17 protein-coding genes and 2 pseudogenes are annotated in these 23,057 nt (G+C 61.0%); 18 read left to right on the top strand and 1 reads right to left on the bottom strand.

The window, feature by feature from the left end; genetic code table 11:
* Positions 1 to 23: 23 nt before the first annotated feature.
* The gene (locus tag CLU80_RS27915; RefSeq protein WP_099759060.1) at positions 24 to 1,325 is read left to right on the top strand and encodes a phenylacetate--CoA ligase family protein; all 1,302 of its coding nucleotides are present in this window, start codon (positions 24 to 26) and stop codon (positions 1,323 to 1,325) included.
* A complete protein-coding gene (locus tag CLU80_RS27910) occupies positions 1,313 to 2,227 on the top strand; it encodes a GNAT family N-acetyltransferase (RefSeq protein ID WP_099759059.1) in 915 nt (304 codons plus the stop codon). The genes CLU80_RS27915 and CLU80_RS27910 overlap by 13 nt, the downstream gene beginning before the upstream one ends.
* Before the next feature lie 70 nt (positions 2,228 to 2,297).
* On the opposite strand, the gene CLU80_RS27905 is transcribed toward CLU80_RS27910, so the two are convergent.
* Positions 2,298 to 2,825 carry a hypothetical protein gene (locus CLU80_RS27905; RefSeq protein ID WP_093432901.1) on the bottom strand — a complete coding sequence of 176 codons (528 nt, stop codon included), beginning with the start codon at positions 2,823 to 2,825 and terminating at the stop codon, positions 2,298 to 2,300.
* Between the two features lie 381 nt (positions 2,826 to 3,206).
* Between CLU80_RS27905 and CLU80_RS30750 the strand changes: the two are divergent.
* From CLU80_RS30750 to CLU80_RS27825, 16 genes and pseudogenes are all read left to right on the top strand, one after another.
* Positions 3,207 to 4,337: pseudogene (locus CLU80_RS30750) on the top strand (HAMP domain-containing protein); the annotation flags it as partial.
* 333 nt (positions 4,338 to 4,670) lie between these two features.
* Positions 4,671 to 5,198 (top strand): annotated as a pseudogene (locus CLU80_RS30745) (methyl-accepting chemotaxis protein); the annotation flags it as partial.
* A 237-nt stretch (positions 5,199 to 5,435) separates the two neighbouring features.
* A complete protein-coding gene (locus CLU80_RS27895; RefSeq protein ID WP_099759057.1) occupies positions 5,436 to 5,882 on the top strand; it encodes a DUF411 domain-containing protein in 447 nt (148 codons plus the stop codon).
* The gene (locus CLU80_RS27890) at positions 5,882 to 6,316 is read left to right on the top strand and encodes a YqaA family protein (RefSeq protein WP_177413082.1); all 435 of its coding nucleotides are present in this window, start codon (positions 5,882 to 5,884) and stop codon (positions 6,314 to 6,316) included. The genes CLU80_RS27895 and CLU80_RS27890 overlap by 1 nt, the downstream gene beginning before the upstream one ends.
* A gap of 87 nt (positions 6,317 to 6,403) precedes the next feature.
* Complete coding sequence (locus CLU80_RS27885) at positions 6,404 to 7,453, top strand: alpha/beta fold hydrolase (protein ID WP_093432913.1); 1,050 nt, start codon at positions 6,404 to 6,406, stop codon at positions 7,451 to 7,453.
* Positions 7,454 to 7,466: 13 nt separating this feature from the next.
* Complete coding sequence (locus CLU80_RS27880) at positions 7,467 to 8,420, top strand: D-2-hydroxyacid dehydrogenase family protein (RefSeq protein WP_099759055.1); 954 nt, start codon at positions 7,467 to 7,469, stop codon at positions 8,418 to 8,420.
* Between the two features lie 620 nt (positions 8,421 to 9,040).
* Entirely contained in the window at positions 9,041 to 10,627 is a 1,587-nt protein-coding gene (gene glgA / locus CLU80_RS27875) for a glycogen synthase GlgA (protein WP_099759054.1), read from the top strand.
* An 18-nt stretch (positions 10,628 to 10,645) separates the two neighbouring features.
* Complete coding sequence (gene treZ, locus CLU80_RS27870; RefSeq protein ID WP_099759053.1) at positions 10,646 to 12,448, top strand: malto-oligosyltrehalose trehalohydrolase; 1,803 nt, start codon at positions 10,646 to 10,648, stop codon at positions 12,446 to 12,448.
* Positions 12,445 to 14,523 (top strand): 4-alpha-glucanotransferase, encoded by a 2,079-nt coding sequence (gene malQ / locus CLU80_RS27865; RefSeq protein WP_099759052.1) that lies wholly within the window; start codon positions 12,445 to 12,447, stop codon positions 14,521 to 14,523. Before treZ ends, malQ begins: the two co-directional genes overlap by 4 nt.
* The gene (locus CLU80_RS27860; RefSeq protein WP_099759051.1) at positions 14,520 to 17,288 is read left to right on the top strand and encodes a malto-oligosyltrehalose synthase; all 2,769 of its coding nucleotides are present in this window, start codon (positions 14,520 to 14,522) and stop codon (positions 17,286 to 17,288) included. Before malQ ends, CLU80_RS27860 begins: the two co-directional genes overlap by 4 nt.
* Before the next feature lie 27 nt (positions 17,289 to 17,315).
* Positions 17,316 to 17,630 (top strand): DUF2934 domain-containing protein, encoded by a 315-nt coding sequence (locus tag CLU80_RS27855; protein ID WP_093432930.1) that lies wholly within the window; start codon positions 17,316 to 17,318, stop codon positions 17,628 to 17,630.
* Between the two features lie 225 nt (positions 17,631 to 17,855).
* Positions 17,856 to 20,015: a glycogen debranching protein GlgX gene (gene glgX / locus CLU80_RS27845; RefSeq protein WP_095126261.1), complete on the top strand. Its 2,160-nt coding sequence runs from the start codon at positions 17,856 to 17,858 to the stop codon at positions 20,013 to 20,015.
* 1 nt (position 20,016) lies between these two features.
* Complete coding sequence (locus CLU80_RS27840; protein ID WP_099759050.1) at positions 20,017 to 21,015, top strand: acyl-CoA dehydrogenase family protein; 999 nt, start codon at positions 20,017 to 20,019, stop codon at positions 21,013 to 21,015.
* Positions 21,012 to 21,770, top strand: coding sequence for a PIG-L deacetylase family protein (locus CLU80_RS27835; RefSeq protein ID WP_099759049.1), 759 nt, complete (start codon positions 21,012 to 21,014; stop codon positions 21,768 to 21,770). The genes CLU80_RS27840 and CLU80_RS27835 overlap by 4 nt, the downstream gene beginning before the upstream one ends.
* A complete protein-coding gene (locus CLU80_RS27830; RefSeq protein ID WP_099759048.1) occupies positions 21,767 to 22,366 on the top strand; it encodes an SAM-dependent methyltransferase in 600 nt (199 codons plus the stop codon). The genes CLU80_RS27835 and CLU80_RS27830 overlap by 4 nt, the downstream gene beginning before the upstream one ends.
* Entirely contained in the window at positions 22,363 to 23,049 is a 687-nt protein-coding gene (locus tag CLU80_RS27825; protein WP_099759047.1) for a glycosyltransferase family 2 protein, read from the top strand. The genes CLU80_RS27830 and CLU80_RS27825 overlap by 4 nt, the downstream gene beginning before the upstream one ends.
* Positions 23,050 to 23,057: the final 8 nt, after the last annotated feature.

The raw sequence follows: 23,057 nt of genomic DNA, 5'->3' as shown, positions 1-23,057 counted from the left end.
CCAAAACAATTAACGAGAACACCATGAATACAACAACAGAACTTGGCAAGTTGTTCGCTTTTGCCCGCGAACATTCGGCGTATTACGCCAGACACTTGCAAAACGTCGCGCCGCAGACAAATACCCTGGATGAACTTCCGGTAATCGATCCACAACAATACTGGGCAAGTAGCGAGCACCTGGAACAATGGCCGGTACTGACCTCAACGGTCGAACGCGCCCTGGTATTCAAGACCGGTGGAACAACCAGCGCCGGTAAACTTTCAGTATTTACCCGCGAAGAATGGCAGACACTTGTGCGGGACTTCGGCAGCCATCTCGCCGGTCAACTCAATCCCGGCGACCGGGTGGCGAACCTGTTTTTCGTCGGCGACCTGTATGCCAGTTTCATTTTTATCCACGACGCCCTGGCGCACGAACCGGCGGGTGTTACCGAATACCCGTTTACCGGCGACGTCGACCCTGCGGTGCTGGCCGACTCGATCCGCCAACACCGGATCAATGTGCTGGCCGGCGTGCCCGCGCAATTGCTGGCGTTCGCCGCCGTGCTGGAGCGCCAGGCGCGAACCCTGGCCGAAGTGGAAACAATCCTTTACGGCGGCGAAAGCCTGTTCACCGGACAATTGCAGGCGTTGCACCGGGTGTTTCCCAACGCGCGGATTGCCTCGATCGGTTACGCCAGTGTCGATGCCGGTTTCATCGGCGCCGCAAGTCGCGATTGCGCACTCGGCGAGCACCGGATGCTGGCCAGCCACAGCGTGCTGGAAATCGTCGATGAACACACCGGTGAAGTGATCGAAGAATGCGACCGAACCGGACGACTGCTGATCACCAACCTCACCCGCCGACTGATGCCGCTGATCCGCTACCCCGTGGGTGATCTCGCTTGCTGGCGAGAGCCGGCTACTGCGTCGATGCGCAAGTTCGCCTTGATGGGCCGCAGCACCAGCAGTCAGCGGGTGCGCGTGAGCAGCCTGACTCTGTTGATCGAAGACATTGCCGCAATCGTCGCACGCATCACCGCCAGCGACGACTGGCAACTGGTCATCAGCCAATCGGCCAACGTCGATATCGTGTGCCTGAAATGGCTACCCAACGCGCTGACGGCCGAGACCGCTGACGCCAACACGACCTTGCAGCGTGCACTGATCGAGCAATACCCGCTGATCATGCAACTCTGCGCTGAGCGCTTGATCGAGTTGCAGATTACCCATTGCACACCCGATGAACTCGCTCGCCATCCGCGTTCCGGCAAGCGCCAACGCGTCGTCGATCTGCGTGTCTACGCCACGCCCGGACCGGAGCAACGTCCATGGACAACTTGACGCTGCGCAGTTATCGCCGATCCGACGCCAGGGCGATCAGCCATCTGTTTCGGGAAATCTATGGTGACCACTACGTGCAGCCGCACGTGTATTTGCCGTTGATGATCAATCAGAACCATGGCGAGGGTCGCTGGCATTCGCTGGTGGCGGAATCCGGGAAAAAAATCCTCGGCCACGCCACGTTGTGCAGAAACGCGGGATCGCCTACGGCGGAACTGGCGTTGAGCGTGGTCCATCCGTCAACACGCGGGCAGAACATCGCGACGCAGTTGGGCATGCGGCTGTTGATCCATGCCCAGGCACTCGGTTGTCACGGCGTGACCATCAAACAGGTGACACAGCATCTCTACACCCAACGCATGGCTGACCGACTCGGTTTTTGCAGCACCGGGTTGTTGCTCGACTACGTCCCCTCACCGTTTGGCGAGCCACTGCCGGAGTCCATCGTCATCGGCTACACCCCTGTCGAAGGCTATCGCCGCCCGCTCCCGGCATTGTTCTGGCCGCAAAGCTGTCACGATTTCATGGCGCATTTGTGCGGCGTATACGGAACACAAGACAAAGAAGCGCGTTGGGTGGGAGAACCGATGCAGGTTGAACAATGCTCAGGGCGTTATGACGTGGTGCTGAAAAAACTCGACGCCGGCTTGCTTCAACAGCTACGACGACTGCCCGAACACTGGATGATCTCGATCAGGCTAAGACTGGCAACAGGCTTCGCCAATGCCGTGGATAGCCTGTCGGCAATGGGCTTCGTCTTCACCGGGATTGCCCCGAATGAACGGGGCGCTGGATGGTTGGCTTTGTTTCATCGGGGCTATCGCGCGCGATCGCTGGAGCTGCGCTGCCCACACCTGCAACGACTGCATGATCAGGCTCAACAACGCGTCGCGGCACGCTGAAGCGAGGCGTTGCCGGGTTCTTGCACATCAACCAGCCCGTTCAAGCGTTGAGCGGGCTAAACGGTCAGCCTCAAGCTTTGGCTTTGACACCTTCATCGACCGGCTTCGCGGCGTTGCCTTCACCGTATGTCTTGAGGTTCTGCAGGACATAGATCGCTTTCTTGAACTCGGGAATCAGACTCTGGCCGTAAGCGTTGCCATTGAGGCCATTGTTCTGAATGGCGTCGAGCTGGGTCGCGAAATACTCCAGGGCGTTGAATTTGGCATCGATATCTTTGGTCACGCCAAAACGGTCGAACTTGTCACCGGCGTTCTTCAAGGTAAACGACGTGATCTCGGAGATCAGGCCGCGGCTGCGCAGCATCTCGCTCAGATTTCCCAATTGTTTTACTGAAACATTCGCAGGATCAAAGCCCTTGATGGCCTTGCGCAGGCCCTGCTTGTCCATTTCAGCGGTATTCAGCGCGGTGGGATTGGTACCGACCTTGGTCAGCATCTGCTGCACTTTGATGCTCTGGGCCACTTGTTTTTTCGCGCCGGTGTTACGAACCATAACTCCTGCTTTGCTCTCCCAGCCGCCGACAATACCGATCGTCATGAGAAGACTCCCTGTGAAATGAACAAAAAAATATCCGTGTTGAACGGCAATAATGGCCGCGAGTATCGGCGGGCGAATTGATGGCACCAACCTATTTCTGCACTTTTTTACAATTCTTGTACATTCTCGATACAAAAGCCCAATGGCCCGCGTTCACTGATCCAAAGTTGTCATGACAAGGTAACGAAAATCACTTTTTTGCTTATCGACGCGCGCTGATCAACACCTGTGTATCGATCTCGATACCGGCCGGTCATCGGTATTGCTGCTTTTTAGGACGCGAGTACCTAAAGCTTCCGGGCACCACGACGATACGCTGGAGATACCCGCACTGTTTTATCCCTGCCCCTAATAAGAAACGCTGCTCAAGGACCGGACTCCATGCCCGCATTCCGCACTATTCAGGCTCGCTACACGCTGTTTCTGGTTCTGTTCATCCTGCTGTTGTCGGTGTTGACCGTGGTTGGCATCAGCCAACTGGTCGCCCCGAAACTGCGCCATACCGAAGAACAGGTGGTACTCAACCGCATCGCCGAAGTCGCCGAGCAGATTCAGGGCGAGTTGAACAAAGTGCAGGCGCAACAGCGCAGCATCACCCAGACCATCCCGCTGCTCGACAGCGCCGCCATCGACGCAGTGCTGCCAGGTCTGGTCGATCAGTACGGCGAGCTGAAAGTATTCGGCGGCGGGATCTGGCCTCTGCCGGGGCAACGTGAAGCCGGGCGCAACAAATACAGTACGTTCTGGCACCGCGACGCCTCGGGCAAACTCGCCGTCAACACCTTCTGGAACAGCGACGCGGCGCCCAACTACTACGACCAGAGCTGGTACAAGGGCGGCATGGCCACTCCGCGCGGTCAATGCGCCTGGGCGGCGGCCTATAAAGATGACGCCAGCGCCGAGCCGCGCACCAACTGCGCCATGGCCATCCAGAAAAACGGCAATGCGTGGGGCGTGTCGACCATTGACGTCACCCTTGGCTTCTTTAACGACCTGGTGGCGCGCAAGGAAAAAGACCTTAACGCTGAGATGCTGATTGTTGAAGCCGACGGCAAGGTCATCAGTAACAGCTCGCGCATCAGTGGCCCGATCGTGCTGAAGAACATCAGCGAACTGGCCGGCACGTCGACCTTCGCCAGCCAGGTCAAAGCCGGGTTGCAGAACCGCGATCAGGCGCAGCGCATCGAATTCGATAACAACGGTGAAGCCAGCACTTTCTTCATGCGTCCTATCGAAGGCACGCCGTGGTTCCTCGCCACGGCGCTGCCGACGAAAATGCTCACCGCCCAGCGTGATGACGTCCTCAGCACCTTGAGCCTGTTGCAGATTCCGCTGGTGATCCTGCTGGTGCTGTTGCAGGTCTACGCGATTCGTCAGTTGGTGCAACGCATGAAAGCCTTGAAAGCCAACATCGATTTGCTGTCCAGCGGCGATGCCGACCTGACCCGGCGCATCACCATTCGCGCCGAAGATGAACTCGGCGCCATCGGTCACTCGGTGAACACCTTTATTGCCTACTTGCAAAACATGATCGGCGAAGTCACCCAGGCCACCGGCGCCATGGCCTCCAGCCTGGATAACCTGCAACGCACCTCGGCGCAGACCAGCCAGATTCTGTTGCGTCATGCTTCGGAAACCGATCAGACCGTTACCGCCATCACCGAAATGAGTTCGACGGCAGAAAGCGTTGCGCAGAACGCCGCCGAAACCGCCGCGTTTACCCAGCGCGCCAATGAAAATGCCGACCGTTCGCGGGTGGTGGTGGGCGAAGCGACCAACAGCGTGGTCGCGTTGATCGATGAAGTGGCCAGCGCTACACACAAAGTTGAAAACATGCAGCAGGACGCCCAGCGCATCACCGAAATTCTCGGGGTGATCGGCGCGATTGCCGGGCAGACCAACCTGTTGGCGCTCAACGCGGCCATCGAAGCAGCACGCGCCGGTGAACAGGGCCGTGGTTTTGCCGTGGTTGCCGATGAAGTGCGTGCCCTCGCCGCGCGCACCCAGGCCAGCACCTCGGAAATCAACGAGATGTTGACGCGTCTGACTCAGGGCGTGAGCTCGTCGGTCAGCGCCATGGAAAACACCCAGGCCAGTTGCCAGTCCGCCGCCGACGCGACCGCACGGGTCAACTCCGGTCTGGACGAAATGGCCGGCTCGGTCAGCCACATCAACAGCCTCAGCACCCAGATCGCCACCGCCGCCGAGCAGCAAAGCGCCGTGACCGAAGAGATCAACCGCAGCATGGTGCAGATCCGCCACATGGTCGATGAGCTGGTGCAGAGTGGCAAAGCCAGCGAACTCAACACTCACCAGTTGCTCGAAGCCAACAGCCGGGTGAGCGCGATCATGGGCCGTTTCAAAGTGCGCTGATCCCTCGTACCACAAGGGTTTTCTGCCCAACAGATAACCCTTGTGGGAGCGAGCCTGCTCGCGAAAGCGATCTTTCAGTCCCCGCTTCAGTGTTTGAACTACCGCATTCGCGAGCAGGCTCGCTCCCACAGGTTGGTGCTGCGTTTTGCAACAACTGGAAACATTGCGTTGATGCCCAGCGGCAAAAACCGGTCAAAATGCGTGCTTTCCGATTGTCACCCGAGCCGAGAATCCGTTATGCGAACCCACCTGCGTCTGCTCGCCCTGAGCGCCCTGTTCATCTCCGCAATGGCCCAGGCTGCCGACCTGATTCCGATCGAAGTCCATCGCGATGCCAATTGCGGCTGCTGCAAGAAATGGATCAGCCACCTTGAAGCCAATGGCTTCAAAGTCGAAGATCACGTCGAAAGCGACATGAGCAGCTTCAAGCAGCAACATGGCGTACCGCCGCGTCTGGCCTCGTGCCACACCGCGATCATCAACGGCAAATTCGTCGAAGGCCATGTGCCCGCGGAACAGGTTCTGGCCCTGAGCAAGCGTGACGATCTGCTCGGCGTCGCCGCACCGGGCATGCCAATGGGCTCGCCGGGCATGGAAATGGACGGCATGAGTGATGCTTATCAGGTTATCGGCCTGAAGAAAGACGGGGCTGAAGTGGTCGTGGCGGATTACCCGGCCCATTGATCATCACGGCGTACGGCGGCCTGTTTCTCGCCGCTTTCGGCGCGGCGACCTTGTTGCCGCTGCAATCCGAGGCGTTACTGGTCGGCCTGATCGTCAGCGAGCGTTATTGGCTGTGGGGGCTGCTGGCGGTGGCGACGCTGGGCAACGTACTCGGCTCGCTGGTCAACTGGTGGCTGGGGCGCGGGATCGAGCGCTTTCAGGATCGGCGCTGGTTTCCGGTCAGCGCCGCGCACATGGCGAGGGCGCGCAAACACTATGAGCGCTACGGTCACTGGTCGTTGCTGCTGAGCTGGTTGCCGATCATTGGCGACCCCCTGACGCTGATTGCCGGCGTGATGCGCGAACCGCTAGGGCGCTTTCTGTTGATCGTCACCCTGGCCAAAGGTGCACGTTACGGCGTGCTGGCCCTGCTGACGCTGGGGTGGCTGGGTTGAACGTTCAGGCGCGGGCATTGCCTGTGTTTAACGTCGGCGTAATCCGCTCGTTCCAGCATCGGCCGATTTCAAACGGAGTTTGACCTTATGTCTGTCATGTTTTCCCGTTGGCTGCCTGGCCTGTTTCTTTGCGCCGCCCTGCCCCTGTCGGCGCAGGCTGCGACGTCAAGCGAAGCGACGCCGGAAGGCCCGGCCTATGGCCCGGAACTGCAAGGCTTCGATTATCCCTACACCCTTAAACACTTTGCCTTTCAGTCCCAGGGCAAATCCCTGCAGATGGGTTACATGGACGTCGCCGCTCACGGCAAGGCCAACGGCCGCACTGTGGTGCTGATGCACGGCAAGAATTTTTGCGCAGCCACCTGGGACAGTTCGATCAAGGCCTTGAGCGAATCCGGTTACCGGGTGATCGCACCGGACCAGATCGGCTTCTGCACCTCCAGTAAACCCGACAACTATCAATACAGCTTTCAGCAACTGGCGACCAACACTCAGCAGTTGCTCAAAGCGCTGGGCATTCAAAAAGCCACGCTGCTCGGTCATTCCACCGGCGGCATGCTCGCCACGCGTTATGCCTTGCTGTTCCCCGAGCAGGTCGAGCAACTGGCGCTGGTCAACCCGATCGGCCTGGAAGACTGGAAAGCCCTCGGCGTGCCGTATCGCACCGTGGATCAGTGGTATCAGCGTGAGCTGAAAGTCAGCGCCCAAGGCATCCGTGATTACGAACGCACCACTTACTACGACGGCCGCTGGAAACCGGAATTCGACCGTTGGGTGGACATGCTCGCCGGGCTGAGCAAAGGCCCGGGCAAGACTCAGGTCGCATGGAACTCAGCGCTGATCTACGACATGATTTTCACCCAGCCGGTGTATTACGAGTTCAAAGACCTGAAGATGCCGACCCTGCTGCTGATCGGCACCTCCGACACTACGGCCATCGGCAAGGACCTCGCGCCGCCTGAGGTGAAAGCGAAAATCGGCCATTACGACGTGCTCGGCAAACAAGTGGCCAAGCTGATCCCGCAGTCGACGCTGGTGGAGTTTCCCGGCATGGGCCACGCGCCACAAATGGAAGAGCCGGCACAGTTCCACAAGGCCTTGCTCGGCTGGCTGAATACAACCAATCCCGTTCGTTGATGAGGTAAGGCTGATGGCGGTGCAGATTGCAGTAATCGATGACTGGCAGGACGTGGCCCGCGACGTGGTCGACTGGTCGGTGCTCGATGGCCTCGGTGAGGTGACGTTCGAACACGATTACCCGGCGGACAATGCCACACTGGCCGAGCGACTGGGCCGCTATCAGGTGATCTGCGTGATGCGCGAGCGCACGCGCTTCGATGAGGATTTGCTCAAGCGTTTGCCTCATCTGAAATTGCTGGTCACCGGCGGCATGCGCAACGCAGCACTGGATATGCAAGCGGCCGCCAGGCTGGGGATCAAGGTTTGCGGCACCGACAGTTACAAGCATGCCGCGCCGGAACTGACCTGGGCGCTGATCATGGCGGCGACACGCAATCTGGTGAACGAAGCCAATGCCCTGCGCGCCGGCCATTGGCAGCAAGGGCTGGGCGGCGATCTGCATGGCAAGACCCTCGGGATTTTGGGTCTTGGCAGCATCGGCCAGCGCGTCGCGCAGTTTGGCCAAGTGTTCGGCATGCGGGTGATTGCCTGGAGCGAAAACCTCACCGCCGAACGCGCTGAACAGGCTGGCGTGACGTATGTGAGCAAGCAGGAACTGTTCGAACAGTCCGATGTGTTGTCGGTGCATCTGGTGCTCAGCGAGCGCAGTCGCGGGCTGGTCGATGCGCAGGCACTGGGCTGGATGAAGCCGACGGCCCTGCTGGTCAACACCGCCCGCGGGCCGATTGTCGATGAGGCGGCGCTGATCAAGGCGTTGCAGAAACAGCAGATCGCCGGGGCGGCGCTGGACGTGTTCGAACAGGAACCGCTGCCCGCGATGCACCCGTTTCGAACGCTGGACAATGTACTGGCGACGCCGCATGTCGGGTATGTCAGCCGGCAGAACTATGAGCAGTTCTTTTCGCAGATGATCGAGGATATTCAGGCTTGGGCGGCTGGGGAGCCGGTTCGCCTGTTGAACTGAGAATTCCCATCATTACGCTGGTGTAGCGACCACCGCCTTCGCGAGCAAGCTCGCTCCCACATTGGATCTGTGCCAGGAACACATTTTCTGTCCACTGAAGATCTCCTGTGGGAGCGAGCCTGCTCGCGAAGGGGCACTCACTGTCACCCCATCAACAAACTGCCCGCACCACAACAGTGCAACCGCACTTCCCGCTAGCACAGAATCGTGACCGATCAGTCACCGTTTTCGCCCTCCCTCGCAGAAAAACCTGCACTTCGTCGGTGCGTTTCCCCCTCAAAAGCACGGTCGGCGTGGCTTGCCAACCGATTGTCGAACAATTTACCCATTTGCTCCGCCCCGCTCTAGGATCTGGCCTAGACTGACTTTCGCGGGGTAAAACCGACCGGTCACATCGCGGAAAAAAAGTCGAAACTTTTGCGCGCGGCGGCTGGTCATCTGAAAGACAGGGCCATAGCGACTGGTGCAATCCTTGCAACGGCCCGTTCACCCATTCTGCTTGCGCGTGTTGGGTAGCGTTTGCTCACCGATGCGTGGCGCGTTTGCGCCCGGCCACAGGACTTGGCCATGGACATCGCTTGTTCAAGACAAGAATCAGATCAACGAGACGGGAGATTCATATGATCAGTGCGGCATTGGAAATTCAGGGAGAGCGTGCTCAGCAGGCGGTTGGTGAATCGAGCACCATCAGTGTTCCTGGCAGCCGACAGATCAACATTCCCGGCACCAAAACGCTGACTCCGGTAGCGAGTCAGAACCCCAACAAGAAAAAAGTCTTGTTCGTTACCTCGGAAATCGCCGATCTGGTCAAGACCGGTGGTCTGGGTGACGTCTCCGCTGCCCTGCCCCGGGCCATGGCCCATCTGCACGACGTGCGCGTGTTGATCCCCGGTTACCCGCAGGTGATGCACAGCGAAAACCCGATCCACATCATCGGCGAACTGGGCGGCCACGCAGCGCTGCCGCCGTGCAAGATCGGGCGCATGGACATGCCGGACGGTCTGGTCATCTACGTGCTGATCTGCCCCGAACTCTATGAGCGCGAAGGTTCGCCCTACGGCGCCAATAACGGCCGCGACTGGCCGGATAACCACATTCGCTTCGCCCGCCTCGGTCTGGCCGCCGCCGACATCGCCGCTAACCTCGCGCAAATTCACTGGTGCCCGGATCTGGTGCACGCCCATGACTGGCCGGCCGGTCTCGCGCCTGCCTATATGCACTGGCGCGGGCAGCGTACGCCCACCCTGTTCACCATTCACAACCTCGCCTATCAAGGCGTGACCAGCCTCGGCTCCTGCCCGGAGCTGGGGATTCCAGCCCATGCCCTGCAACAGGAAGGCATGGAGTTCTACGGCAAGATGTCGTTCCTCAAGGCCGGCATGGCGTATTCGAGCCATATCACCACGGTCAGCGCCACTTATGCGCAGGAAATCACCACCCCGGATTTCGGCTGTGGCCTCGACGGCTTTCTCGCCGCCAAGACTCAGCAAGGTTTGCTCAGTGGTATCCCCAACGGCATCGATGAAAGCTGGGATGCGGCCACCGATCCGCACCTGTTTGCACCGTTTGCAATTGGCGACTGGGAAGGCAAAGCGATCAACGCCGCGCACGTGCGTGAGCTGTTCGGCCTCAACGATTCCAGCGGACCGTTGTTCGCTGTGGTGTCGCGACTGGTCTACCAGAAAGGTCTGGACCTGACGATAGCGGTATCCGAATACATCGTGCAGAACGGTGGCCAGATCGCAATCATCGGTCGCGGCGAACCGGAAGAAGAACAAGCCATGCGCGAACTCGCGCTGCGCTTTCCTGGGCAGATCGGTGTGCGCATCGGCTTCAATGAAACCGACGCCCGACGCATGTTCGCCGGCAGCGATTTCCTGCTGATGCCTTCGCGTTACGAGCCTTGCGGTTTGAGTCAGATGTACGCCCAGCGTTTCGGCTCGCTGCCGGTGGCGCGCAATACCGGTGGTCTGGCCGACACCATTGAAAACGGCGTCACCGGTTTCCTCTTCGATGAGTCCACCGCTGAAAGCTATCAAGAGGCCCTGAGCCGCGCGTTCAAGGTATTCGCCTTCCCCGAACTGCTCAACGCCATGCGTTGCCGCGCAATGGCTGCGCCGTTCAACTGGTGCAAAGCGGTTGAACCGTACGCCGAACTCTACGAACAACTGGTCGCCAAGGCGCTGGGTAAAGCTCACCACAAATAACCAGGGAGGTTCACCACGATGCCGTTACGGTCTACTGAAACCTGGCCCCACGGCGCGATCATGCTGGACGCCGAACACACGCAATTTGCGCTATGGGCGCCGGATGCGTTTTACGTGAGTGTCGAACTCGAAAACGGCCAGTCGCTGCCGATGCTGCCTCAGGCAGACGGCTGGTTTGTGATCAAGGCCCGCTGTCCGGCGGGCACCCGCTACCGCTACAACATCGACGGCGAACTGGAGGTGCCCGATCCGGCCTCCCGAGCCCAGGATGGCGACCTCAACCGCCACAGCGTGGTGGTCGATCCTCTGGCTTATCAATGGCGACACACGGCCTGGCACGGTCGGCCATGGAGCGAAGCGGTGATCTACGAGTTGCACGTCGGTGCGCTCGGTGGTTTCGCGGAAGTCGAACAACATCTGGCGCGCCTTGCAGGCCTGGGCATCACCGCCATCGAACTGATGCCGCTGGCGCAGTTCCCTGGCGAACGCAATTGGGGCTACGACGGTGTTTTGCCCTATGCTCCGCAAGCCTCCTACGGCACGCCGGAACAACTCAAACACCTGATCGACAGCGCCCACAGCCACGGTCTGGCGGTAATTCTCGACGTGGTCTACAACCACTTCGGCCCGGACGGCAATTACCTGCACCGTTACGCCAAAGGCTTCTTTCGCGAAGACAAGCACACGCCGTGGGGCGCGGCGATCGATTTTCGTCGCAGCGAAGTGCGCGAGTTCTTCATCGAAAACGCGCTGATGTGGCTGCTCGAATACCGTTTCGACGGCCTGCGCCTCGACGCCGTGCATGCCATTGAGGATCCGGATTTTCTCAGCGAAATGGCCCGACGCATCCGCGCGCAGATCGACCCCAGCCGGCATGTCTGGCTGACCGTGGAAAACGAACTCAACCAGTCGAGCCTGCTGGAATACGACTACGACGCGCAGTGGAACGACGACGGCCATAACGCCCTGCACGTCCTGCTCACTGGCGAAACCGATGCGTATTACGCCGACTACGCCGCACAACCCACCGAACAATTGGCGCGCTGCCTCAGTCAGGGTTTTGTTTTCCAGGGCCACATCACCCGCCATGGCGAACCACGCGGCGAACCCAGCGAACACCTGCCCTCCACGGCGTTCGTGCTGTTCCTGCAAAACCACGATCAGATCGGCAACCGTGCGTTCGGCGAGCGCCTGCATCACCTGGCCGATCCGCGTGCCGTGCAGGCAGCGACCGTGTTGTTACTGCTGTCGCCGATGATTCCGCTGATGTTCATGGGCGATGAGTTCGCCGCCGAGCAGCCGTTCCTGTTTTTCACCAGTCACCACGGTGAACTGGCCAAGTTGGTGCGTGAGGGCCGCCGCAATGAATTCGCCGCGTTCAGTGCCTTCACCGATCCGCACAAACGCGAGCAGATTCCCGACCCTAACGCCGAAAAAACCTTCCACGCCTCACAGCCGAGGTTGATCGGCAATGGCAGCGCGAAACAGCAGGAAACCCTCGCGCTGTACCAGAAGCTGCTGCAATTTCGCCATCAATACATCATCCCCCATCTGTCCGGCACGCAAGCGCTCGGCGCGCATATGCTCGGTTATGGCGCGGTCAGTGCGCGCTGGCGTCTGGGCAATGGCAGCGAGCTGCGAATTGACCTGAACCTCAGCGACACGCCAGTGGTCAACCCTCCACAGACCGAGGCCGTGTGGTTGTTTCAACAGCCATCCAGCGTCGATCTATCGGAATCGGGCGAACTGCCCGCGTATTGCGCGCTTGTCAGCCTCACGGCCGCAACCCCTTTGCAACCTCTGGATGGAGAGCGCCTATGAGCGATGCGCAACTGGAAATACTTGCAAGCCGCGCCGGCCTTGCCGTCGACTGGATCGACGCCAACGGCCGCCCGCAAAAAGTCGCCCCGGCGGTGCTGCGCAATGTTCTGATCGGACTCGGCCACCCCGCCAGCACCGCGCAGGAAATCGACGCCAGCCTGCTGGAACTGCAAGCTGCCCAACAAGACCGCCACTTGCCGCCGCTACTCACTAGCGATGTCGGCGTCGGCCTCGATCTGGGTCGGTATTTCGCCCCGCAAACCCCGTGCGAAATCCACCTTGAAGACGGCTCGCGGCTGAACCTGAAACTCGATTCTGAAGCAGTACTGCCGGGACTGATTCCGGTCGGCTATCAACAGGTGCACATCGGCGATCAATATTTCACCTTGGCCGTGGCCCCGGAGCGCTGCTTCAGTGTCGGCGATGCGGTGGATAATCCGATTCCCCGTGTTTGGGGTCTGAGTGCGCAACTGTATTCGCTGCGCCGCCCCGGCGATGGCGGTTTCGGTGACACCCAAGCGTTGGAGGATCTGGTCCGCGTGGCGGGTGAACGCGGCGCCGATGCGCTGGCAATCAGCCCATTGCACGCGATGTTCAGCGCCGATACCGGGCGCTACAGCCCTTATTCGCCGTCCAGTCGTCTGTTCCTCAATCCCCTGTACGCCGCGCCCGGCGCGATTCTTGGTGAGCGCGCTTTGCGCGATGCGATCGACGCGACCGGCCTCGCCGAGCAGTTTGCGCAACTGGAAGACCTGACCCTGATCGACTGGCCAAGCGCCGCCGACGCCAAGCAAAAACTCCTGCAAGCCTTGTATGAAGGTTTCGTCGCCGGTGACCACCCGCTGAACCCGGACTTCGCCAGTTTCCGCCATGCCGGTGGTGAAGCACTGGAAAACCATTGCCGCTTCGAAGCCATTCAGGAAATGCGCGCCGCCCGTGGTGAAAACCTCGACTGGCGGCAATGGCCGGAACACTGGCACGACCCACGCGGCGCGGCGCTCGAAGCGTTTGCCGAGGAATATGCCGAACGCATCGGCTACTTCGCTTTTTGCCAATGGCTGATCCACCGTTGCCTGGAACGCGCGCAAACCGCTGCACGCGGCGCCGGCATGGGCATTGGCCTGATCGCCGATCTGGCGGTGGGTGCCGATGGCGCCGGTAGCCAGGCCTGGAGTTTCCAGGATGAATTGCTCGCCTCGCTGACCGTGGGTGCGCCGCCGGATATTCTCAATCGCTCGGGCCAAGGCTGGGGCATTTCCGCATTCTCGCCGGAAGGCCTGATTCGCAATGGTTTCCGTGCCTTCATCGACATGCTGCGTGCCAACTTCGCCCACGCCGGTGGTTTGCGCATCGACCATGTCATGGGCCTGCAACGCTTGTGGGTGATCCCCAACGGCGCGGCGCCGGCCGATGGCGCGTACCTGTATTACCCGGTCGATGACTTGCTGCGATTGCTGACCCTCGAATCCCATCGTCACCAGGCCATCGTCCTCGGTGAAGACCTCGGCACGGTGCCCGATGGCCTGCGTGAAAAGCTCATCGCCCGCTCCATGCTCGGCATGCGCGTGCTGCTGTTCGAGCAGGACAACACCTTTTTCAAACCGATTCTCGACTGGCCGGACAACGCCTTGGCGACCACCAGCACCCACGACCTGCCAACGCTCAACGGCTGGTGGCATGGTCGTGATATCGACTGGAACGCGCGCTTGGGCTTTGTCGATGCCAACGGTGAAATCGAATGGCGGCATCACCGCCAGCGTGAGCGCGAAGGCCTGCGCAACGCGTTGAGCCAGGACCCGCAAAACTTTCGCGAGGAATCCCACGAGGCCGATCAAGTGGTCGATGCCGCCGTACGCTTCCTTGGCCACACCCGCGCGCCGTTGGTGCTGTTGCCGCTGGAAGATGCGCTGGGCATCAATGAACAGGCGAATCTGCCCGGCACCATCGACACCCATCCGAACTGGTCACGGCGCTTGCCCGGCACCAGTGAGGCGCTGCTCGATGGCGCGGATGCGGCGCGACGTCTGGAATTACTCGCCTGCGCAAGGCTTCAGGCTGGCGAGCGTGACCAATGAACCAAGCGCTCATCCAGCCCCTGCGCGCGACCTTGCGCCTGCAATTTCATAAAGGTTTCACCCTCGAACACGCGGTGCCATTGGTGCCGTACTTCGCCCGGCTCGGCATCAGCCATATTTATGCCTCGCCGCTGCTCGCAGCGCGGGCCGGTTCGATGCACGGCTACGACGTGGTCGACCCGACCCAGGTCAACCCGGAACTTGGCGGCGAGCCGGCGTTACGGCGCTTGGTTAACACCCTGCGCGAACACAACATGGGCCTGATCCTCGACATCGTTTCCAACCACATGGCGGTCGGTGGCAGCGACAACCCGTGGTGGCTTGATCTGCTGGAATGGGGGCGGCTGAGTCCTTATGGCGAGTTCTTCGACATTCAATGGCATTCGCCGGACCCACTGATGGAAGGCCAGTTGCTGCTGCCGTTCCTCGGCAGCGATTACGGCGTGGCCCTGCAGGAAGGCACGCTGAAACTGCACTTCAATGCGCAGACCGGCAGTTTCCATGTCGAGCACTACGACCATCACTTCCCGGTGTGCCCGAATGATTACCCTGAGCTGCTGAAATCCTCGGATGCGCTGAAGCCGTTGGCCGATCGCTTCGGCGCCCTCAGCTATCAGACCGATGCCCATTCACTGGCGATTCCGCTCAAAGAAGAATTGCGCCAATTGGCGAGTGATCCGTCAATTGCCGAGGCCATCGAAAACAACCTGAAGCATTACGATTCGACCAGCGAAGAAGGCTTCCACAAACTGCATGAGTTGCTCGAACGTCAGAGCTATCGCCTGGCGAGTTGGCGCACGGCGGCTGACGACATCAACTGGCGGCGCTTTTTCGACATCAACGAACTCGGCGGGCTGCGTGTCGAGCGCCCGGCAGTGTTCGAAGCCACCCACGGCAAGATCTTCCAGTTGATTGCCGAAGGGCTGGTCGATGGTTTGCGCATCGACCACATCGACGGTCTCGCCGACCCGCGCGGTTACTGCCGCAAACTGCGCCGCCGGGTTGATCTGCTGGCACCGGGCAGACATTTGCCGATCTACGTCGAGAAAATCCTCGGCGCCGGCGAAACCCTGCACCGCGACTGGGCGGTGGACGGCACCACCGGTTATGAATTCATGAATCAGCTGTCGCTGTTGCAACACGACCCGGACGGCGAATTTGTGCTCGGTGACCTCTGGCAACGGCGCACCGAGCGCCCCGCCGCGTTCATCGAAGAAGCACAACTGGCGCGTCAGCAGATCCTCAACGGCTCGCTCGCCAGCGATTGCGAAAGCGTCGCCCAGGCGCTGCTGCAAGTCGCCCGCGATGACCTGATGACCCGCGACCTGACCCTCGGGGCGATCCGCCGAGTGCTGCAAGCGTTGATCGTGCACTTCCCGGTGTATCGCACGTACATCAGCGCCATGGGCCGCTCCGCGCAGGATGAAAAGTTCTTCCAGCAGGCCATGGACGGCGCGCGACAGAGCCTCGGTGAAGGCGATTGGCCGGTGCTCGACTGCGTTGCCGCATGGCTTGGCGGTACGCCGTGGCGGCGTAAACCGCGCGGGCGTTCGCGCAAGATTCTCAAGCATGCCTGCGTACGCTTTCAGCAACTGACCTCACCGGCAGCGGCCAAAGCCGTGGAAGACACCGCGCTGTATCGCTCCGCTGTGCTGCTGTCGCGCAATGACGTCGGCTACAACACCGAACAGTTCAGCGCTCCGCTCAGCGACTTTCATGCGGTCAATCAACAACGGCTGAGTGAATTTCCCGACAACTTGCTGGCCACCGCGACCCACGATCACAAACGTGGTGAAGACACCCGCGCACGTCTGGCCGTACTCAGTGAGCGCAGCCATTGGTACGCCGAGCAGATCGAGCTGTGGCGCGCCCTCGCCCGCCCGGTGCGGGTGGATGATCAGATGCCATCGAGCGGCGATGAGCTGATTCTCTATCAAGCGTTGCTGGGCAGTTGGCCGCTGCAACTGCGTGACGACGACCAGGCGGGTTTCGCCGACTACGCCAAGCGCATCTGGCAATGGCAGCAGAAAGCCCTGCGTGAAGCCAAGCTGCAAAGCAGTTGGAGCGCACCGAGCGAAAGCTACGAAAACGCCGCGCAAGCGTTCACCGAAAAACTCCTCACCGGTGAGGAAGGCGAACTGCTGCGCGCCGCGCTGAGCAAGACCGTCAACAGCATCGCCGCTGCCGGCGCGCTCAATGGTTTGGCGCAAACCTTGCTGCGCATGACCGTGCCGGGGGTGCCGGACCTGTATCAGGGCAATGAGTTCTGGGACTTCAGCCTGGTCGATCCGGACAACCGCCGGCCGGTGGATTACGCCGCTCGCGAACACGCTTTGCACGAGCCACTGCCAGCTGTGGAGTTGCTGGCGAATTGGCGTGACGGGCGCATCAAGCAAGCCTTGATCGCCCAAGTGCTAAAGCTGCGCGTCGAACATGCCGAGCTGTTTCGCCGGGGCAGCTACCAGGCTCTGGAAGTGCTCGGCAGTCAGGCGCACAACGTGCTCGCGTTTGCCCGTGAGCACGCGGGGAAGCAGGCCATCGTGATCGTGCCGGTCCGTTGCGCGACCCTGCTGGAAAACGGTGCTGTACCTCAGGTCGATGCGCTGCGCTGGGGCGATACGCGGGTGGTTTTACCGTTCGCCGCCTCTGCGACAAACCTGAAGGGACTTTTTTCAAGCAGCGCAGTCACAAAAAACAGGGAGCTGAATATCAGCGACGCGCTGGGGGATGTCCCGGTCAATCTCTTTATCCAACACTTAACGTAAGCATGAGTTCAGTTCAGGAGCATTGCGATGAGTACCGACGATAAACGCATCCGCGAATTCGCCTATCAAATCTGGGAATCGGAAGGTAAGCCCGAGGGGCATGAAGAACGCCACTGGGAAATGGCGCGCAAGCTCGCCGAAGCGGAAGCGCTGGCACCGAAGAAACCGCCGAAAGCCGCCGGCAGCAAACCGGCGGGCAAGACAGCTGAGGCCAAGGCCCCGGCCGCCAAGCCGAAACCACCGGCCAAAGCCAAGCCGGCCAGCGCCGCTAAAGTGGTTCCCCCAGGCGAAAAGCCTGCCGAGAAAAAGCCTCGGGCGCCGAAGAAGCCTTCGGCGATCTGACGCTCACCGGAAATATGAATTGAATGACCGTGTGGCGGGTTCGCTCGCCACCGAGGGCTCACTCGCCCTGAAGAAATACACAAATCCCTTGTGGGAGCGAGCTTGCTCGCGAATGCGATCTGCCATTCAACATTGAAGTCGACTGACATTGCGCTTTCGCGAGCAAGCTCGCTCCCACAGGGGATTGGTGTTAACCGAACCATCCCGATTTTTGCAGGAGCAATCATGACCCGTCCAAAGAATGCCGAGCCCACCGCGCACGCCGAGCCGTCGAGAATCCGTGAAGGCCTGCCCTTCCCGCTCGGTGCGACCTGGGATGGTCTGGGGGTGAACTTTGCTCTGTTTTCCGCCAACGCCACCAAGGTCGAACTGTGCATCTTCGACGATGCCGGCGAAGTCGAACTCGAACGTATCGAACTGCCGGAATACACCGATGAGATCTACCACGGCTACCTGCCCGATGCGCACCCGGGGCTGATCTACGGCTACCGCGTCTACGGACCGTACGACCCGGCCAACGGCCACCGCTTCAACCACAACAAATTGCTCATCGACCCGTACGCCAAGCAGTTGGTCGGCCAACTCAAATGGTCGGAAGCGCTGTTCGGCTACACCATCGGCCACCCCGACGCCGACCTCAGTTTCGATGAACGCGACAGCGCGCCATTTGTACCCAAGTGCAAAGTCATCGACCCGGCGCACACCTGGGGCAATGACCATCGCGTCAGCGTGCCGTGGGACAAGACCATCATTTATGAAACCCACGTGCGCGGCATCAGCATGCGTCACCCTTCGGTACCGGAGAACGTACGCGGCACCTTTGCCGGGCTGATGGTCGACGACGTGCTCGAACACATTCGCAAGCTCGGCGTGTCCACCGTCGAATTGCTGCCGATTCATGCCTTCGTCAATGACCAGCATCTGCTGCACAAAGGCATGACCAATTACTGGGGTTACAACAGCATCGCGTTTTTCGCCCCGGACCCGCGCTACCTGGCCAGCGGCAAGATCGCCGAATTCAAGGAGATGGTCGCGCACCTGCACGAAGCCAACCTCGAAGTGATCCTCGACGTGGTCTATAACCACACCGCCGAGGGCAACGAACAAGGCCCGACCCTGTCGATGCGCGGCATCGACAACGCCTCGTATTACCGCTTGATGCCCGACGACAAGCGCTACTACATCAACGATTCCGGCACCGGCAACACCCTCGACCTGAGCCACCCGTGCGTGCTGCAAATGGTCACCGACTCGCTGCGTTACTGGGCCAGCGAGATGCACGTCGACGGTTTCCGCTTCGACCTGGCGACGATTCTCGGCCGCTATCACGATGGTTTCGACGAGCGTCACAGTTTCCTTGTCGCCTGCCGCCAGGACCCGGTGCTGCGTCAGGTGAAGATGATCGCAGAACCGTGGGACTGCGGCCCCGGCGGCTATCAAGTGGGCAACTTCCCGCCGGGTTGGGTCGAGTGGAATGACAAATTCCGCGACACCGTGCGCGCGTTCTGGAAAGGCGACGACGGCCAGGTTGCCGACTTTGCCAGCCGCATGACCGCTTCCGGCGAGATGTTCAACCAGCGCGGGCGGCGTCCGTACTCCTCGGTGAACTTTATCACCGCCCACGACGGTTTCACCCTCAACGATCTGGTCTCGTACAACGACAAGCACAACGAAGCCAACGACGAAAACAACCAGGACGGCAGCAACAACAACCTGTCGTGGAACCACGGCGTCGAAGGCCCGACCGACGATCCTGAAATCAATGCCCTGCGCCATCGGCAGATGCGCAATTTCTTCGCCACCCTGCTGCTCGCCCAAGGCACGCCGATGATCGTCGCCGGTGATGAGTTCGCCCGCACTCAGGACGGCAACAACAACGCCTATTGCCAGGACAGCGAGATCGGTTGGGTCAACTGGGACCTGAGCGAGGACGGCAAGGCATTGCTGAAATTCGTCAAGCGCCTGATCAAGCTGCGCCTGGCCTATCCGATCCTGCGTCGCGGCCGCTTCCTGGTTGGCGAATACAACGAGGACATCGGCGTCAAGGACATCACCTGGCTGGCGCCGGATGCCACTGAGATGACCACCGAGCATTGGCACGATGCGCACAACCGCTGCCTGGGCATGTTGCTCGACGGCCGCGCGCAGGAAACCGGGATTCGCCGCAAAGGTGCGGATGCGACCTTGCTGCTGGTGGTCAACGCCCATCATGACATCGTCAATTTCACCTTGCCGGAGGTACCGGAAGGCAGTTTCTGGACCTGCATGATCGACACCAATCAGCCGTCGATCCGTGGTCAGGAACGCTTCGATTTCGGCCACGAATACTCGGTCACCGGGCGCTCGCTGCTGCTGTTCGAACTGCAACGTGACGAAGAAGACTGATATGGATCTGCACCGTTATCTGAGCCGACGACCAACGGATTATCCGCACACCGCAGCCCTCGGCGGGTGCCTGCGGGCGCTGGTCGAGGCCGGGCTGGATCGTCTGCCGTTACCGGGCAGTGGCCGCACGCTGGAGCGCTTTCAGCAGTTGGCGGAAGTCGGCGGGCATGACCTGGGTCTGTGCAAACTGTTCGAAGGTCACACCGACGCGCTGGCGATCATTGAACAACTCGGCGGCTCACCTACGCCGGGCAGCACTTGGGGCATGTGGGCAGCGGAGCCACCGCAAGCACGAGTCAAAGCCAGCCCGGCCGGGCACATGGTCGCGCTGCATGGACGCAAGGCATGGTGCTCCGGCGCCGCCGTCCTCAGCCACGCCTTGCTCACCGCCTGGGATGGCGACGATCAGCAGCAACTGGTCGCCGTCGCCCTCGACCAACCGGGCGTCACCGTCACCGAGCAAGGCTGGCAAGCGGTGGGCATGGCGGCTACTGGCAGCGTCGAGGTGCTGTTCGACGGTGCCGAAGCGCAGGCCATTGGCAATCCCGGCGACTATCTGCAACGCCCCGGTTTCTGGCAGGGCGGGATCGGTATTGCCGCGTGCTGGTACGGCGCCGCACGGCAAATCGCCGACGCGTTGCGCAGCCAGTGTGAGCAACGTCCGGAACCGCATGCGTTGGCGCATCTCGGCGCGGTCGACAGCGCTTTACAGGCCGCTGCCGATGTACTGCGTTTCAGCGCCTTGCACATCGATGCGCATCCCGAGGACAACGCCGAACTGCTGGCCCGGCGTGCTCGCGCGGTGGTCGAGCAGTCGGCTGAACAGGTCATGCGTGAAGTCGGCCGCGCCCTCGGTGCCGGGCCGTTTTGCAAAGATCGCCACTTTGCCCGGCTCAGCGCCGATTTGCCGGTGTTTCTGCGCCAGAGCCATGCCGAACGGGGTCTGGCCGCGCTCGGGCAATTGGTGGCCGGGCAATCCGTGGAGGCATGGGCCTTATGAAAACCAATCCGATTGTCGGCCAAGGCACGAGCCTGCACCAATGGCAGGCTTCGCGGCATCTGGCGGAACTGGATAGCATCGACATCCTCAGTCTGGTGCCACCGGGCGCGCGGGCGGTGATTGTCGCGCCGCACCCGGACGACGAAGTGCTCGGTTGCGGCGGTTTGCTGCAATTGCTTGCCGAGGCCGGTCGGCCTTTGCAACTGATGTCCGTCACCGACGGCAGCGCCAGTCATCCCGGTTCCAGTCGCTGGCCGGTGGAACGTCTGAGCGTGGTGCGCCCACAGGAATCCGCCGAAGCGCTGCGCCGACTCGGTCTGCCGATGCATCGCGTGAAGTGGCTGCGCGGCGGCTTCACTGACACTCAGGTCGCGGCGCAGGAAGCGCAGTTGGTCGAGTTCATCGAGCGTCATCTGCGCTCCGACGACGTGCTCTTTACCACGTGGAGCGAGGACGGACATTGCGACCACGAGGCCGTCGGCCGCGCCAGTGCCGAGGCTGCCCGTCGCGTCGGTGCGACTTGCCATGAACTGCCGGTGTGGACCTGGCACTGGGCAACTCCGGAAGACGCCTTCGTACCGTGGCAACGCGCACGCAAGATTCTCCTGACGCCGGCGCAAGTCGCGCGCAAACGCCACGCGGTGCACGCTTTCGCCAGTCAACTGGAAGGCGATCCTGACGCCGGACTCGGTCCGGTACTGGCTCCCTATGTGCTCGATCGCCTGCTGCAACCTTTCGAAGTGGTGTTTCTATGAGTGTCGAAGATCGCTATTTCGACGGATTGTTTGCCGGCAACGATGACCCATGGGCGTTCCGTGAGCGCTGGTATGAGCAGCGCAAACGCGCGATCACCCTCGCCGCCCTGCCGCGTCCGCACTACCGGGCAATCTTCGAACCGGGTTGCGCCAACGGCGAGTTGAGCGCCGAACTGGCCGCGCGTTGCGATCGATTGTTGTGCTGTGACACGGCCAGTGCGGCAGTGACTCTGGCGCGCACGCGGTTGAGCGTGTTCGACCACGCCGAAGTGCGGCAAAAGCGTCTTCCCGGCGACTGGCCGGAGGAAAAATTCGACCTGATCGTATTTAGCGAGATCGGCTACTACCTGGATAGTCAGGATCTGACAGAAGTGATCCGTCGGGCCAGTGATTGCCTGACTGCCGACGGCCAGTTCCTCGCCTGTCACTGGCGTCCGCCCATTGAAGGCTGCCCGCTGAATGCGCGGCAGGTTCACGACCTGATTCACGAAAAACTGCATCTGCCCCGTCTGGTCTTGCATCAGGAAGCGGACTTCATCCTTGAGGTGTGGAGCCGCGAACCGCGCTCGGTGGCGGCACTGGAGGGCTTGCGATGATCGGCATTCTGATCCCGGCGCACAATGAGGAAGACCTGCTCGACGACTGCCTGAGCGCCGCAGTGCGCGCCAGCCGCCACGGTTTGCTGGCCGGTGAAAAGGTTGAGGTGTTGGTGGTGCTCGACAGTTGCACCGACCGCTCGGCGCAGATCGTCAGTCGCTATCCGGTGCTGAGCCTGCACATCGATGCGCGCAACGTCGGTCAGGCCCGGGCGGCCGGCGCGCAGCTATTGCTGGAGCGCGGCGCGCGCTGGATCTCTTGCTCGGACGCCGACAGCCGCGTGGCCGACGACTGGCTGGTGGCGCAACTGGGGTTGGGCGCGGACGCGGTATGCGGTACCGTCACGGTCGAACGCTGGCACGAGTCGTTCGATGAAGCGGCGCAAATCCGCTATCACCGGGATTACCGGGCCTGCGATGGTCATCGGCACATTCACGGCGCTAATCTGGGCATCAGCGCCGACGCCTATCGTTGGGCCGGAGGCTTTAAACCGTTGGCCTGCGACGAAGATGTGCAGTTGGTGCGGGAGCTGGAACGGGACGGTGCCAACATCGCCTGGAGTCATCGCCCGCAAGTGCTGACCAGCGCGCGCTTCGACAGCCGTGCGCGCGGTGGCTTTGGTGACTATCTGCGACAGCTGGCACAGATGGAGCAAAAAAAAGCGGATCAGATTGATCTGTGACGCGACGA

Source organism: Pseudomonas sp. 29 (genome assembly GCF_002754355.1).
Lineage (GTDB): Bacteria > Pseudomonadota > Gammaproteobacteria > Pseudomonadales > Pseudomonadaceae > Aquipseudomonas > Aquipseudomonas neuropathica.
Note: the sequence above shows the minus strand (reverse complement) of the source record. Positions and strands in the feature narration are given on the sequence as shown.